Source organism: Mycobacterium sp. OAE908 (assembly GCF_017872775.1).
GTDB lineage: Bacteria > Actinomycetota > Actinomycetes > Mycobacteriales > Mycobacteriaceae > Mycobacterium.
On the sequence record NZ_JAGGJL010000001.1, the window covers coordinates 4435607 to 4449062 of the forward strand.

At 65.9% G+C, this 13456-nt stretch carries 18 protein-coding genes; 9 read left to right on the forward strand and 9 right to left on the reverse strand.

Going from position 1 to position 13456, the window contains the following annotated elements; genetic code table 11:
• Positions 1–46: 46 nt before the first annotated feature.
• Entirely contained in the window at positions 47–949 is a 903-nt protein-coding gene (dapA, locus tag J3E61_RS21885; protein ID WP_192720969.1) for a 4-hydroxy-tetrahydrodipicolinate synthase, read from the forward strand.
• Positions 949–2625 carry an RNase J family beta-CASP ribonuclease gene (locus tag J3E61_RS21890; RefSeq protein WP_192720968.1) on the forward strand — a complete coding sequence of 559 codons (1677 nt, stop codon included), beginning with the start codon at positions 949–951 and terminating at the stop codon, positions 2623–2625. Before dapA ends, J3E61_RS21890 begins: the two co-directional genes overlap by 1 nt.
• Positions 2626–2644: 19 nt before the next feature.
• Here J3E61_RS21890 and J3E61_RS21895 read toward each other — a convergent pair whose 3' ends face one another.
• Complete coding sequence (locus tag J3E61_RS21895; protein ID WP_192720967.1) at positions 2645–2866, reverse strand: hypothetical protein; 222 nt, start codon at positions 2864–2866, stop codon at positions 2645–2647.
• Between the two features lie 195 nt (positions 2867–3061).
• Here J3E61_RS21895 and J3E61_RS21900 point away from each other — a divergent pair, with 195 nt between their 5' ends.
• Positions 3062–3448 (forward strand): hypothetical protein, encoded by a 387-nt coding sequence (locus J3E61_RS21900; RefSeq protein ID WP_210084953.1) that lies wholly within the window; start codon positions 3062–3064, stop codon positions 3446–3448.
• A gap of 8 nt (positions 3449–3456) precedes the next feature.
• On the opposite strand, the gene J3E61_RS21905 is transcribed toward J3E61_RS21900, so the two are convergent.
• The 4 genes from J3E61_RS21905 to J3E61_RS21920 form a co-directional block, all read right to left on the reverse strand.
• Positions 3457–4329 (reverse strand): SAM-dependent methyltransferase, encoded by an 873-nt coding sequence (locus tag J3E61_RS21905; RefSeq protein ID WP_192720965.1) that lies wholly within the window; start codon positions 4327–4329, stop codon positions 3457–3459.
• Positions 4330–4331: 2 nt separating this feature from the next.
• Positions 4332–5150: a mycofactocin-coupled SDR family oxidoreductase gene (locus tag J3E61_RS21910; protein ID WP_210084954.1), complete on the reverse strand. Its 819-nt coding sequence runs from the start codon at positions 5148–5150 to the stop codon at positions 4332–4334.
• The gene (locus J3E61_RS21915) at positions 5150–5464 is read right to left on the reverse strand and encodes an antibiotic biosynthesis monooxygenase (RefSeq protein WP_192720963.1); all 315 of its coding nucleotides are present in this window, start codon (positions 5462–5464) and stop codon (positions 5150–5152) included. Before J3E61_RS21915 ends, J3E61_RS21910 begins: the two co-directional genes overlap by 1 nt.
• A 63-nt stretch (positions 5465–5527) precedes the next feature.
• Positions 5528–5980, reverse strand: coding sequence for a DUF2834 domain-containing protein (locus J3E61_RS21920; protein WP_210084955.1), 453 nt, complete (start codon positions 5978–5980; stop codon positions 5528–5530).
• A gap of 98 nt (positions 5981–6078) precedes the next feature.
• Between J3E61_RS21920 and J3E61_RS21925 the strand changes: the two genes are divergently transcribed.
• Positions 6079–8553: a DNA translocase FtsK gene (locus J3E61_RS21925; protein WP_210084956.1), complete on the forward strand. Its 2475-nt coding sequence runs from the start codon at positions 6079–6081 to the stop codon at positions 8551–8553.
• Here the strand turns inward: J3E61_RS21925 and J3E61_RS21930 are convergent.
• Together J3E61_RS21930 and J3E61_RS21935 are read right to left on the reverse strand one after the other, a co-directional pair.
• The gene (locus J3E61_RS21930) at positions 8550–8798 is read right to left on the reverse strand and encodes a hypothetical protein (RefSeq protein WP_192720960.1); all 249 of its coding nucleotides are present in this window, start codon (positions 8796–8798) and stop codon (positions 8550–8552) included. The two genes, J3E61_RS21925 and J3E61_RS21930, sit on opposite strands and share 4 nt — an antisense overlap.
• Positions 8799–8815: 17 nt before the next feature.
• Positions 8816–9325 (reverse strand): amino-acid N-acetyltransferase, encoded by a 510-nt coding sequence (locus tag J3E61_RS21935; RefSeq protein ID WP_192720959.1) that lies wholly within the window; start codon positions 9323–9325, stop codon positions 8816–8818.
• A 42-nt stretch (positions 9326–9367) separates the two neighbouring features.
• Here J3E61_RS21935 and pgsA point away from each other — a divergent pair, with 42 nt between their 5' ends.
• The 5 genes from pgsA to J3E61_RS21960 all read left to right on the forward strand — a co-directional run bounded on the left by pgsA (position 9368) and on the right by J3E61_RS21960 (position 12586).
• A complete protein-coding gene (gene pgsA, locus J3E61_RS21940) occupies positions 9368–9964 on the forward strand; it encodes a CDP-diacylglycerol--glycerol-3-phosphate 3-phosphatidyltransferase (RefSeq protein ID WP_210084957.1) in 597 nt (198 codons plus the stop codon).
• Positions 9942–10430: a nicotinamide-nucleotide amidohydrolase family protein gene (locus J3E61_RS21945; protein ID WP_210084958.1), complete on the forward strand. Its 489-nt coding sequence runs from the start codon at positions 9942–9944 to the stop codon at positions 10428–10430. Before pgsA ends, J3E61_RS21945 begins: the two co-directional genes overlap by 23 nt.
• 107 nt (positions 10431–10537) lie before the next feature.
• A complete protein-coding gene (locus J3E61_RS21950; RefSeq protein ID WP_210084959.1) occupies positions 10538–10864 on the forward strand; it encodes a helix-turn-helix transcriptional regulator in 327 nt (108 codons plus the stop codon).
• Between the two features lie 93 nt (positions 10865–10957).
• Entirely contained in the window at positions 10958–11770 is an 813-nt protein-coding gene (locus J3E61_RS21955) for a PspA/IM30 family protein (RefSeq protein WP_192720955.1), read from the forward strand.
• A gap of 18 nt (positions 11771–11788) precedes the next feature.
• Positions 11789–12586 (forward strand): hypothetical protein, encoded by a 798-nt coding sequence (locus J3E61_RS21960; RefSeq protein ID WP_210084960.1) that lies wholly within the window; start codon positions 11789–11791, stop codon positions 12584–12586.
• Here the strand turns inward: J3E61_RS21960 and J3E61_RS21965 are convergent.
• Positions 12583–12999 (reverse strand): DUF5313 domain-containing protein, encoded by a 417-nt coding sequence (locus tag J3E61_RS21965; protein ID WP_210084961.1) that lies wholly within the window; start codon positions 12997–12999, stop codon positions 12583–12585. The genes J3E61_RS21960 and J3E61_RS21965 overlap by 4 nt on opposite strands.
• Complete coding sequence (locus J3E61_RS21970) at positions 12999–13442, reverse strand: nuclear transport factor 2 family protein (RefSeq protein WP_210084962.1); 444 nt, start codon at positions 13440–13442, stop codon at positions 12999–13001. The genes J3E61_RS21965 and J3E61_RS21970 overlap by 1 nt, the downstream gene beginning before the upstream one ends.
• Between the last annotated feature and the right edge of the window lie 14 nt (positions 13443–13456).

A 13456-nucleotide genomic window follows, 5' to 3' on the forward strand; every position in this document is an offset into this window, starting at 1 on the left:
GTATATAGCTACGGAACCGTGAGGTCGAGCGGGTAATCTGTGGCGCGTGAGTACCAGCGGATTCGACGTGACCGCCCGTTTGGGCACCGTGCTAACCGCTATGGTCACTCCGTTCAAGCCCGACGGGTCGCTGGACACGGACGCCGCCGCCCGCCTTGCGACCCACCTTGTCGACTCCGGCTGCGACGGCCTGGTGCTAAATGGCACCACGGGAGAGTCGCCGACCACCACCGACGACGAGAAGATCGCGCTGCTGCGGGCAGTGCTGGAGGCGGTCGGTGACCGGGCGCGGATCGTCCTCGGTGCGGGCAGTTACGACACCGCTCACAGTGTGCATCTGGCGAAGGCCTGCGCCGCGGAGGGCGGACACGGCCTGTTGGTCGTGACGCCGTATTACTCGCGCCCGCCGCAGGCGGGGCTGCTCGCGCACTTCACCGCGGTGGCCGACGCCACCGATCTGCCCGTGATTCTGTACGACATCCCGCCGCGGTCGGTCGTCGCGATCGAGTGGGAGACCATGCGCACGCTGGCGCAGCATCCCAATATCGTCGCGGTCAAGGACGCGAAGGGCGATCTGCACGGCGGCGGGCAGATCATCGCCGAGACCGGACTCGCGTACTACTCGGGTGACGACGCGCTGAACCTGCCCTGGCTCGCGATGGGTGCCGTCGGCTTCGTCAGCGTATGGGGACATCTGGCCGCCGGTCAGCTGCGAGACATGTTGTCCGCGTTCAACTCTGGAGACGTCGCGACGGCCCGCAAGATCAACGTCACGCTCGGGCCCCTAAGTGATGCGCAGGCGCGCCTCGGTGGCGTCACCCTGTCCAAGGCTGGACTGCGCCTGCAGGGTATCGAGGTCGGCGATCCTCGATTGCCTCAGATCCCGGCCACTCCCGACCAAGTCGAAGCGCTGGCCGCCGACATGCGTGCCGCCGCGGTGTTGCGGTAGTGAACGAAGAACTCAAACCGCCGGGGCCCTTGGCCCCAGGGGCGTTGCGGGTTACCGCGCTGGGCGGAGTCAGCGAAATCGGCCGCAACATGACGGTTTTCGAGCACCTCGGCCGGTTGTTGATCGTCGACTGCGGCGTGTTGTTCCCGACGCACGACGAGCCCGGGGTCGACTTGATCCTGCCCGATCTTCGACATGTCGAAGACCGTTTGGACGACATCGAGGCGCTGGTGCTGACGCATGCGCACGAGGACCACATCGGTGCGATTCCGTTCCTGCTCAAGCTGAGAGCCGACATTCCGGTGGTCGGCTCGAAGTTCACCCTCGCGCTGGTGGCCGAGAAGTGCCGCGAACACCGGATCAAGCCGGTGTTCGTGGAGGTAGGTGAGGGGCAGAGCTCCCGGCACGGCGTGTTCGAGTGCGAATACTTCCACGTCAACCACTCGATTCCGGGCTGCTTGGCGATCGCGATACACACCGGCGCGGGCACCGTTTTGCACACGGGGGACATCAAGCTCGACCAGTTGCCGCTGGACGACTTGCCGACCGACCTGCCTGGCATGTCGCGGCTGGGCGACAGCGGAGTGGACTTGTTCCTTTGCGACTCAACGAATTCCGAGATTCCTGGCGTCGGTCCGTCGGAGAGCGAGATCGGGCCGAACATGCACCGACTGATCCGCGGCGCCGAGGGCCGGGTCATCGTCGCGTGCTTCGCCTCCAATGTCGCCCGTGTGCAACAGATCATCGATGCGTCAGTGGCGCTAGGCCGCAAGGTGGCGTTCGTGGGCCGGTCGATGGTGCGCAACATGGGGATTGCGAAGGAACTCGGCTATTTGCGGGTCGCAGACGACGATGTAATCGACATCGGCGCGGCGGAGATGATGGCGCCCGAGCGGGTCACACTGGTCACCACCGGGACGCAGGGTGAGCCGATGGCCGCGTTGTCGCGGATGTCGCGTGGTGAGCACCGCAGCATCACGCTGACGTCTGGTGATCTCATCATCATGTCGTCGTCGCAGATCCCGGGTAACGAAGAGGCGATTTTCGGTGTGCTGGATGCCTTGGCCAAGATCGGCGTTCGTGTCGTCACCAACGCTCAAGCGCGAATCCATGTTTCGGGGCACGCGTACGCCGGCGAGCTGTTGTTTCTCTACAATGCGGTGCGCCCGCGCAACGTGATGCCGGTGCACGGCACGTGGCGGATGCTGCGGGCTAATGCCAGGCTGGCGCAGCGCACTGGCGTGTCGCCGGACGCGATCATGTTGGCGGAGAACGGCGTAAGCGTCGACCTGGTGGCGGGCAGGGCGTCGATCGCGGGTGCGGTGACAACTGGAAAGATGTTCGTCGATGGCTTGATCACGGGTGACGTGGGCGATGCAACCCTGGGTGAGCGCCTCGTCCTCTCGTCGGGATTCATCGCCGTGACGGTCGTGGTGCGCCGCGGCACCGGTAAGCCGGCAGCCCCCGCGCATCTGCACTCGCGAGGTTTCTCCGAGGATCCGAAGGCGTTGGAGCCGGTGGCGGCCAAGGTCGAAGAAGAGCTGGAATTCCTTGCCTCAGAGAACATCACCGAAGTGACGCGGATCGCGCAGGCGGTGCGTCGCGTCGTCGGCAAGTGGGTCGGGGAGACCTACCGCCGCCAGCCGATGATCGTCCCGACCGTCATTGAAATCTGACCGCGGCGATCGCGGGACATCAATTCGCAGGAATCACCAACGGGACGTTGACGTCGCAGTCACTGTCGGCCGCGTGCAGCCATGCGTCCTGGCATGCCGCGGCTTTCAAGACCCGCGGGCGCGCCGACCAACCACATGAGCACGCCGCGTACGAGTGCCCGATGCGCACCCGGTAGACAGTGACGATCCGAGGCGCGCGTGACCGCAACACTGCGGTCGCCGTTTCTTGCTCGGAGTACATGATTGAAATATTGGCGTGCAGTGCTGAACTGGCGAAACGGGATCAGAGCCTAGGTCCGCGGGATGCCGTTAGGGATTTCAGAAGCCGGTCCCGCTAGGGGATTGGGGGCTGCCGGGCAGATGCCAAACGCCATCGCGGGCCGGGAACTATCTTGAAGGTGCCCAGCGCAACATCGTCATCTAAGGGAGGAGCGGCATGACATACATGGGCAAGCCTTACTACCCGGAGTGGCTCGACAATTTGGCCGAGGACGCCACTCTCGAGGCGGCGGCAATGGATGGTGCTGCGCATGGAGCGGCGGATGTCCGGTCGATCGTCGTTGCGGCGAAAGAGCTCTACGACAACCAGCAATTCAGCTACGCCGGACCTTGCGGCGACGACGGTTTCCTGGAGATCTACACCACCGACATCCGTGGCGCGCACACCCGTGTCATCGTTCTGGTGAACTTCAACGACGCCGGTCAGACGCAGCAGATCGTCGTCAACCACCGGCCGCGCAGCGCGCTGCTTGCATTCTCTCGCGTGATGCTGGAGAAGTTCAGCGGCACGCCGTTGGCCAGGCATTGGCAAGACACGCCATGAGCGGTCGGCTAGCGCTTCTCCGCGTAGGCCGACCACTCCAGCTGTGAGGCGCCCAGATTCCGTCCGGACGGCCGAATGTAGTGCTGCTGGAAGTACTCCGGCCCGGCCTGCTCGAGGAGGTGCCACCCGTATTCGGCCAGCAACCCCGAAACCTCGTCGGGATCCAATCCGAAGCGCCACACCTGCCGGCGTTGCCGGAACTTCTTGTAGAGGATCGCGGCGTCGTACAGGTTCGTACCCTCGATGAAATCCCTGCGCACATAGGTGAACGCCAGCCGGCTTCCCGCAGGCGCGGCTCGAAGCGCATCCAGTGTGGCCCGCGCCGCGTCCTCCGTCAGATACTGCGTCACACCCTCCCAGATGAAAAACGTGCGCGCGTCTTCACGGTAGCCCCGCGCGCTCAGCGTCTTCATCAGGTCGTCACGCTCAAAATCCAACGGCACCAAGTGAACTGACGCGGGAACCGCGCCAATCGCTCGCTGTACGGTGGACTTCTTGCGCTCGATGTTGATCGGCAGGTCGACCTCGAAGACGGGGACGTCGGACTGTCGCGCTAGCCGGTAAGCCCTGGTGTCCATGCCGGCGCCCAGATCGACGACGGCATCGATGCTCGCGAGCGCCTCGCCGAGCTTGTCGTCGATGAACCGTTTGCGGCACGCGATCAGCGCCCACGACCCTGGCACTGCCCGCTCGCCCGCCGATATCGTCATCCCACGCAACAGCGGCCACCGCATCGCGCGGACCAACGCGCGTTGGCCGGTTGGCAGGAAGGACAGGGCAAGGTCGTCGGTGACCAGACGGCGCGCGGCGGGTTCGTACTGCTCGATGGCCACCTGCACCATCGGGCCGAAGGCGGTCTGCGCAGCGGGATTTCGCGCCATGGTCAGCGTTTGTTGGCGTAACCTGCGTCGACGGGCAACGTGACACCGGTGATGTAGCGGGCCTCGTCAGAGACAAGCCACGCCACCGCGGCCGCGATGTCCTCCGGATCGAGCACCTGCACCGGCATCGCGTTGCCCATGTCCGGTGGCTGCTTCGACTGGGCGAGCATGTTGGACAGCCACTGGCGGGTGTGATCGTTGTCGATCATCGGCGTCAGAACACCGCTGGGGTGAATCGAATTCACGCGGATACTGTGCGGCGCGAGGTGATTGGCATAGGCGCGCATGAGTCCCACCACGCCGTGCTTGGCTGCCGTGTAGCCAAGCGATCCGGGGTCGCCACCGCCGATCCCTACCAGCCCCGCAGCGGAACTGATCAGCACGATCGATCCGCCCTCACCCTGCTCGACCATGCGCGGCATCGCCGCCTCGACCGTGTTGTGCACGCCGGTGAGGTTGACGTCGATGACGTCTCGCCAGCCTTGCGCGCCAGACTCCATCGGCGCGATTCCGGCGTTGGCGACCACGATGTCGAGTCGGCCCAACTCGTTTATCCCGGCCTGCAACGCAGAGGCCAACGACGCGTCGTCGCGAACATCGGCCTCCCGCGCGATGATTCGCGCGCCGGTGTCCTCGACGAGCTTGACCGTGGCGGCCAGGTCGTCGGCAGTGGCCATCGGATAGGGCACCGAAGAGATCTGGTCGCAGATGTCGACGGCGATGATGTCTGCGCCGTCAGCAGCCAACCGGAGCGCCTCGGCACGGCCTTGACCGCGGGCAGCGCCGGTGATGAACGCGACTTTGCCTGCGAGAGAAGCCATTAGGGACGCAGCTGGCCCTTGGCGGGATCACCGGCAACGACGGGTTGCAGCATCTTGATGTCCGGTGCGCCGTCGAGCAGTTCGCCGACCGTCCCGAAAAGTGCGCCGACCGCGGGCGCGGTGCTGTGGGTCTTCAGTGCGTCAGCGTCGGCCCACTGTTCGACGAAAACGAAGGTGCCGTCGGCCTCGTGCAGCGAGTAGAGGTCGCAGCCGGGCTCGGAGTGCACCGCCTCGATGGCCTGCTTGCATGCGTCGCGGACCGCGTCCACCGACTCGGGCTTGGCTTTCATGGTGGCGACGACAGTGATGGGCATGGGACTCCTCGCTGAGTACGTGCTGGACAGTTGCCTAGCCTACCTAGCGGGTTTCCGTCTCGGTCAGCCCATGTCGACCCAGATGGTCGAGCCAACCGCGACCACCGCGAGCAGCGCGAGCAACACAAGGTCGGCAGCGCCCAACCGAGTGGTTTGGGACCTACCGATGCGAAGTTCCCTGGCGATCAGGAACAGGGGGAACGTCACGCTGATTGCGATGGCAAAACCGCCGGCGATGTAGGCCCACACGTACTTCACCCCGTGCTTGCGTGCCTCGATCACCATCAGAATCCCCGCAGAAAGGAAGAACAGCACAATGTCGGCCGACAATGACCGCGACGCGGGCGTGACCTTCGAGTCGTTGAGGAAGTCGAGCAGGAAGCCTCCCGGGTCGTCGAAGTACGCGGCGTTCTGACTCCACGTGGCGATCAGGGCCACCGCCGCGATGACGGCGTAGACAGCGCACAGCACCTTGCTTGACGTGGGAAGGGCCGTTGCCGGCTCGGTTGTGGTCATCTCGGCACCGTAGGGCCTCACAGCCGCCCAATTGATACGTTTCTGTGACCCGTGTGGCAGATGGTGAATATGGGGCTGCTGCGACTAGGCTGGGAGGCATGCCAAGTAAGACCGCCGCCCGCTCCGGTGCCCGTTCGAGCAGGTCAAAGGCCGGCTCGCGGGGTGGGGCCCGCCCGGCAGCCCGTCGCAAGCCAGCACCGCGGCGCAGCCCGTCCGCCGTTTCGTCGGCGGGTGCCACGGTCGGCCGCGGGGTTCGCGCCGGCTGGTTGATGCTGGCGAAGGGAGCCGGTTCGACCGCCCGGTCCGTCGGCCGCGCCCGTGACCTCGAGCCCGGCCACCGCCGCGACGGCATCGCGCTCGCGCTGCTGGGCATCGCCGTGGTGATCGCCGCCAGTTCGTGGTTCGACGCCGCCCGTCCCGTCGGCGGATGGATCGACAGCGTCCTGCGGACGATGATCGGGTCGGCAGTCGTGCTGGTCCCGATCGTGCTCGGCGGGATCGCCGTCGTGTTGATGCGTACCGAGCCCGACCCCGACGCGCGGCCGCGACTCATCCTCGGCGCGACGATGATCACGCTGCCCTTCCTCGGACTGTGGCACCTGTGGGCGGGTTCGCCGATGGGCCCGGCCGAGCGTCAACACGCCGCAGGGTTCCTCGGGTTCGCCATCGGCGGCCCGCTGTCCGATGGGCTCACCGCCTGGATTGCCGCGCCACTGCTGTTCATCGGTGCGCTGTTCGGACTGCTGCTCGTGACCGGCACGACCATCCGCGAAGTGCCCGCGACACTGCAGCGGATGTTCTCCGCGCGCGCATTCCGCGGTGAGGTCTATGGCGAGGACTACGACGAGGGGCCGTACGACGAAGAGCCCGAAGACTTCTCGGACGGCTACTACGACGACCCGGCGTCGTACAAGGAGGACGAGGCGCAGCCGTGGCCGGGCGGCACGCCGATGGAGAACTATCCGATCGACGACGAGGCGCCAACGGTTCCGGAGCCGACGGTCAAGACCCGCAAGAAGAAACCCGCCAAGAAGCAGGCGATCGTGGTGGACCGGGTGGTCGACGGCCCGTACACGCTGCCGTCGCTGGATCTATTGATCGCAGGCGATCCGCCGTTGCGACGCAGTGCGGGCAACGACCGGATGATCGAGGCCATCACCGAGGTGCTCAATCAGTTCAAGGTCAACGCAGCGGTCACCGGCTGCACCCGCGGACCGACCGTCACCCGTTACGAGGTCGAACTCGGCCCCGGCGTCAAGGTCGAGAAAATCACTGCGCTGCAACGCAATATCGCCTATGCGGTGGCGACCGAGAGCGTGCGTATGCTGGCGCCGATCCCCGGAAAGTCCGCGGTGGGCATCGAGGTTCCCAATGTCGACCGCGAAATGGTGCGACTGGCCGATGTGCTCACCGACCCGGCCACCCGTGGCGATCACCACCCATTGGTGATCGGCCTCGGCAAGGACATTGAGGGCGAGTACATTTCGGCCAACCTTGCGAAGATGCCGCACCTGCTGGTGGCCGGCTCGACGGGTTCGGGCAAGTCCAGTTTCGTCAACTCGATGCTGATCTCGCTGCTGGCGCGGGCGACGCCCGAAGAGGTCAGGATGATCCTGATCGACCCGAAGATGGTGGAACTCACGCCGTACGAAGGCATTCCGCACCTGATCACGCCGATCATCACGCAGCCGAAGAAGGCCGCGGCGGCGTTGGCGTGGCTCGTCGAGGAGATGGAGCAGCGCTACCAGGACATGCAGGCGTCGCGCGTGCGTCACATCGACGACTTCAACAAGAAGGTGCGCTCCGGTGAGATCACCGCGCCGCTGGGCAGTCAGCGCGAATACCGGCCGTATCCCTACATCGTCGCGATCGTCGACGAGTTGGCCGACCTGATGATGACCGCGCCCCGCGACGTCGAGGACGCCATCGTGCGGATCACGCAGAAGGCGCGCGCCGCGGGCATCCATCTGGTGCTGGCCACGCAGCGACCGTCGGTCGATGTCGTCACGGGTCTGATCAAGACGAACGTGCCGTCGCGGTTGGCGTTCGCGACGTCGTCGCTGACCGACAGCCGCGTCATCCTCGATCAGCAGGGCGCCGAGAAGCTGATCGGCATGGGCGACGGGCTGTTCCTGCCGATGGGCGCGAACAAGCCGCTGCGACTGCAGGGCGCCTACATTACCGACGACGAGATCCACCACGTCGTGCAGGCGTGCAAGGACCAGGCCGAGCCCGAGTACACCGAGGGCGTCACCAAGGCCAAGCCCAACAGCGAGCGCACCGACGTCGACCCCGATATCGGCGACGACATGGACGTGTTCCTGCAGGCCGTGGAGTTGGTGGTGTCCAGCCAGTTCGGCTCGACGTCGATGCTGCAGCGCAAGCTGCGGGTGGGCTTCGCCAAGGCGGGCAGGCTGATGGACCTGATGGAGACCCGCAACATCGTCGGCCCCAGTGAAGGCTCCAAGGCACGCGAGGTGTTGGTCAAGCCCGACGAACTGGCCGGGACGCTGGCGTTGATCCGTGGCGGCTCGGATGCCAACGGCGGGGACGACGACGAAGACGGCGACTAAGCCCCGACGCCGATGCCGCCTTCGAGGCCGACCCTGACGTCCGGCGGCGGCGGGAGCAGCGGCGGCTGGACCCCGACGCATTGATTGTCGATCACCGCGGTGCAGTCGCCAGGCCCCGTGCAGCCGGCCATGACGATCGGGCCGTCGCCGCATTGCGGTGGGCCGGCCTGTGCGGGTGCGGACGCGAGCAACCCCGCCGCAGCCATCGAGGCCGCCGCGACACAGAACGCTATTCGACGCCGCACACCTGAAACGGTACGCCTCAGAGCGTCAACAGCATTCGGGTATTTCCGAGGATGTTGGGCTTCACATAGGACAGGTCCAGGAACTCTGCCACGCCGGTGTCGTAGGAGCGGCACATCTCCTCATAGACCTCCGCGGTGACCGGCGTGCCCTCGATCTCCTCGAAGCCGTGCCGGGAGAAGAATTCGACCTCGAAGGTGAGCACGAAGATCCGCGACAGATGGAGTTCCCTGGCGACGTCCAGTAGTCGGTCGACAATCGCGTGGCCGACGCCTTGGCCCCGCACCTTCGGGTGCACCGCGATGGTGCGGATCTCGCCGAGGTCCGACCACAGCACGTGCAGCGCGCCGCAGCCGATCAGTTCGCCGTCGAGTTCGGCGATCCAGAATTCCTGGACCGCTTCGTAGAGCGTCACGAGGTTTTTCTCGAGCAAGATCTTGCCGGAGTAGATGTCGACGAGTGCTTTCATGGCCGGGACGTCGGACGTGCGGGCACGCCGGACGACAACCCGCGCAGGCGCTCCAGTCACACGTGCGAGGGTAACTGTCGCGGCAACCGATATTCTGTTGCGGTGTCGGGCCAGCCAGATATCGATCCGGTGGTTCCGCGCGCCCGTGTCGCGAACATCGCCAACATGCTCACCGGCGTGCGAATGGTGTTGGTCCCCGTCTTCCTTGTCTTGTTGTTCGTCGGCGACGGGCATGAAACATTTTGGCGGATAGCCGCATTCATCGTCTTCGCGGTCGCGGTGATCACCGACCGATTAGACGGCGCGCTGGCCCGCAGCTACGGGATGGTGACAGAGTTCGGCAAGCTGGCCGACCCGATCGCCGACAAGGCACTCATCGGAGCGGCGCTGATCGGGCTGTCGATGCTCGGCGACGTGCCGTGGTGGGTGACCGCGGTGATCATGGTCCGTGAGATCGGCATCACCGCCCTGCGATTCGCGGTGCTGCGACACGGCGTCATTCCGGCCAGCCGCGGCGGCAAGCTGAAAACGCTCGTCCAGGGCGTCGCCATCGGTCTGTTCGTGCTTCCGCTCTCCGGGCCCTGGCTGACCGGCGCATGGGTGGTGATGTGGGCCGCAGTGGCGCTCACGGTGCTCACGGGCGCGGACTACGTCGTGTCGGCGGTCAAGGATTCGCGTGGACGACCCGCTGGTCACTGAGGACGCTCGCGCGCTGATCGCCGACCTGACCGTCCGCAGACAGAGCGTCGCGACCGCCGAATCGCTGACCGCGGGCCTGCTTGCCGCCACCCTGGCGGGGGTCGCGGGCGCCAGCGTGGTGTTGCGCGGAGGCCTGATCACCTACATCGAGGACACCAAGATCGCGTTGGCGGGGGTGGCGCCGCAGCTGTTGGACGCGGTCGGGCCCGTCGCGGCTCCGACGGCGCGCGCGATGGCGGTGGGAGCCAGGCAGCGCTGCGCGGCCACCTGGGGCGTCGGGCTGACCGGGGTGGCGGGCCCCGAGCCGCACGGCGGCCATCCCGTTGGCACGGTGTTTCTCGGCCTGGCCGGGCCGGTCGACACCGAGGTCGTCGAGCTGGCGCTGTCGGGTTCACGCTGGGAAATAAGGGTTGCCGCGGTGAATGAGGCGATCGCGAGGCTGCGCGCGCTCGTCGAATCTCAGTGATGAGCGCTTGCGCGAAGAACAGATGACACCGATCTGAGCCGTCCGGGAACCAACACGGTGCCGGGCAGCGTTGCCGTAATAATCAACGCCCAGTGAGGGAGGACATGATGACGGCATTGCTGCGCGAGGTGATCGGCGACGTGCTTCGTCGTGCCCGCACCGACCAGGGCCGCACCCTGCGTGAAGTCTCGGATACCGCCCGGGTCAGCCTGGGCTACCTGTCGGAAGTGGAGCGTGGCCGCAAGGAGGCGTCGAGCGAACTGCTCAGCGCCATCTGTGGCGCTCTGGACATCCCGTTGTCGCGGGTGCTAACCGACGCGGGCGAGGAGATGGCCCGCGAAGAGCTCGCGGCCCTCCCGCGCGCCGGAACCCCCAACATCGACGCCACGACGAAGGTCGTCATCCCGCAGGTCGTGTCGATGGCTGTGGCCTGACCGGCAAAACGGCCGCACACGGTGTAGCGATCTGCGCGGAACCGATAAGTTGGCAGACAGCACACACAACGACACGAAGGCGGAAGTGATCTGATGGCCAATCCGTTCGTCAAGGCGTGGAAGTACTTGATGGCGCTGTTCAGCTCCAAGGTGGACGAGTACGCCGACCCGAAGGTGCAGATTCAGCAGGCCATCGAGGAGGCTCAGCGCCAGCACCAAGCGTTGTCCACGCAGGCGGCGCAGGTCATCGGCAATCAACGCCAGCTGGAGATGCGGCTCAACCGTCAGTTGGCCGACATCGAGAAGCTTCAGGTGAACGTCCGTCAGGCGCTCACGCTGGCCGATCAGGCCACCTCTGCAGGTGATGCCGCCAAGGCCACCGAGTACAACAACGCCGCCGAGGCATTCGCCGCGCAACTCGTGACGGCCGAGCAGAGCGTCGAAGACCTCAAGACGTTGCACGATCAGGCGCTGCAGGCGGCCGGACAGGCCAAGAAGGCCGTCGAGCAGAACGCGATGGTGTTGCAGCAGAAGATCGCCGAGCGCACCAAGCTGCTCTCGCAGCTGGAGCAGGCCAAGATGCAGGAGCAGGTCAGCGCGTCACTGCGGTCGATGAGCGAGATCGCCGCGCCGGGCACGACGCCCAGCCTGGACGAGGTGCGCGACAAGATCGAGCGGCGCTACGCAAACGCCATGGGCTCAGCGGAGTTGGCGCAGAACTCGGTGCAGGGCCGCATGCTCGAGGTGCAGCAGGCCAGCGTTCAGATGGCCGGGCATTCCCGGTTGGAACAGATTCGGGCGTCGATGCGCGGGGAACAGCTGCCGGCCGGTGGCGCTCCTGCGGCGGCACCCGCAACACCAGTGACGGATACCCAAGCGACACCGGAAAACCCGCTGTCGCAATAACTTTCGTAGGACGGGGCAGTGAACACACGCGCGGGTCGACCAGAAGCATGGCGCACGCTTGTGCAACGCGGGGTCGACACCGCCGCGGACTGGTCGGATGTCTTGGCTCAAAAGCTCAATGCGGCAGCGGATCCGCGGGCCAAGTTGATGCGCAAGCGGCGCTGGGCGCTGCGGCTGGCGATTTTCCTCACGGTCTCGAGCGTGTTCTGGGTGGGGGTGACGGCGCTGCTGGCGTCGTGGAGCACGCCTGCGTGGGCGTTGTTCATCCCGGCGCCGATCGCGGTCGGCGCGGCGTTCCTCGCGACGCTGGCCTTCCTGCGCTATCGCTGGCTGCGAGGCGAACCGCTGCCGCCACCACGGCGTGAGGGCAGGCGGCTTCCGCCTTGGGGGTCTGCGGCCCGGCAGCCGATGGCCGCCCTGGCCGCCTCCGAACGCGGGTTTTTCTCACTGCTCGGCGTGATGGAGCGCGGCCGGATGCTGCCCGCCGACGAACTGCGCGAGCTCACCGCGGCGGCCAACCAAACCGCGGCCACCATGGCGGCGACCGCCAATGAAGTGGTTTCGATGGAGCGCGCGATCTGTTCCGCGCCGCAGTCGCGATCACACCTCACCCCGACGATCGCCGCGTTCAGTGCCCAGCTCGATTCCGGTGCCCGGCAGTACAACGAGATGGTCACCGCCGCAGCGCAATTGGTGTCGACAGCCAGCTCGCCGATGTCGCAGCAGCGCTACCGCGACGAGTTGGTCAACGCCACCGACCGGCTGATGGGCTGGGCGCAGGCCTTCGACGAACTAGGCCACCTGCGCGGCGCCTAGACGTCGTGCGAACTGGACGGGCCTGTCCGGGGACCGTACTTCGCGATGTAGGCGTCGTGGATGTGCGCGTCCTTCTTGCGCCTGAGCTCGTCGGCGAGGGCAGGGTCCAGGCCGTGCTGACGGAGCCGATGGCGGCGGTACACCTTGTTCAGCGCATGGGAGAACAGCACGAACGGGATGAAGATCGGCAGCGTCGTGCTCAGATGGAGATACAGCGACATCGGGATGAACCAGAACGGCGAGAGCACAATGAGCGCGGGTATCGCCGCGCGCACCATCGTCCTGGCAGTCGCGCCCTTGCCCGCAAGGTCCTCGCGTACCCAGTCCCGCATCGGATCCGGCAGGCGGCGGCCGTAGCAGTAGCCGATGTACTGCCACAGGTTCGGCTTGGTGCGGGAAGGGTTTTCGGCCACTAGAACGACGGCTTCAATGACGGCACCACCAATCCCGCGATCGCTCGCAGTGGCGCCTTGACGAAGATGTCGAACATATCGAAGTAGTCGCGCCACAGCGTGATTCGGCCGCCGTGCACTTCGAAGGTTCCGCAGACCCAGAACTGGAGCCGGACCGGCCCGACGATCAACGCGTCCGTGCGCTCAGTCAGCACGACGTTTCCCTGTGCTGCGATGCGGTGGATCTTCACCTCGAAGCCGAGTCGGCCTTGTCCCTGGCGCATGAGCTTCACGATCCGCTGACGGCCCCTCAAGGTCGGCAGACCGACGTTCTGCCACACGATGTGGTCGGCAAGCAGGGAATCGGCTGTATCGAAGTCTTCGTCCTGGACGGCGTAGAGAAAATTCTCGACGGTACGGGCGTTGTCGACGTCCGAGCCAACCGCGGAAACCTGGTCAGTCATGGCCGCCAGAGTAG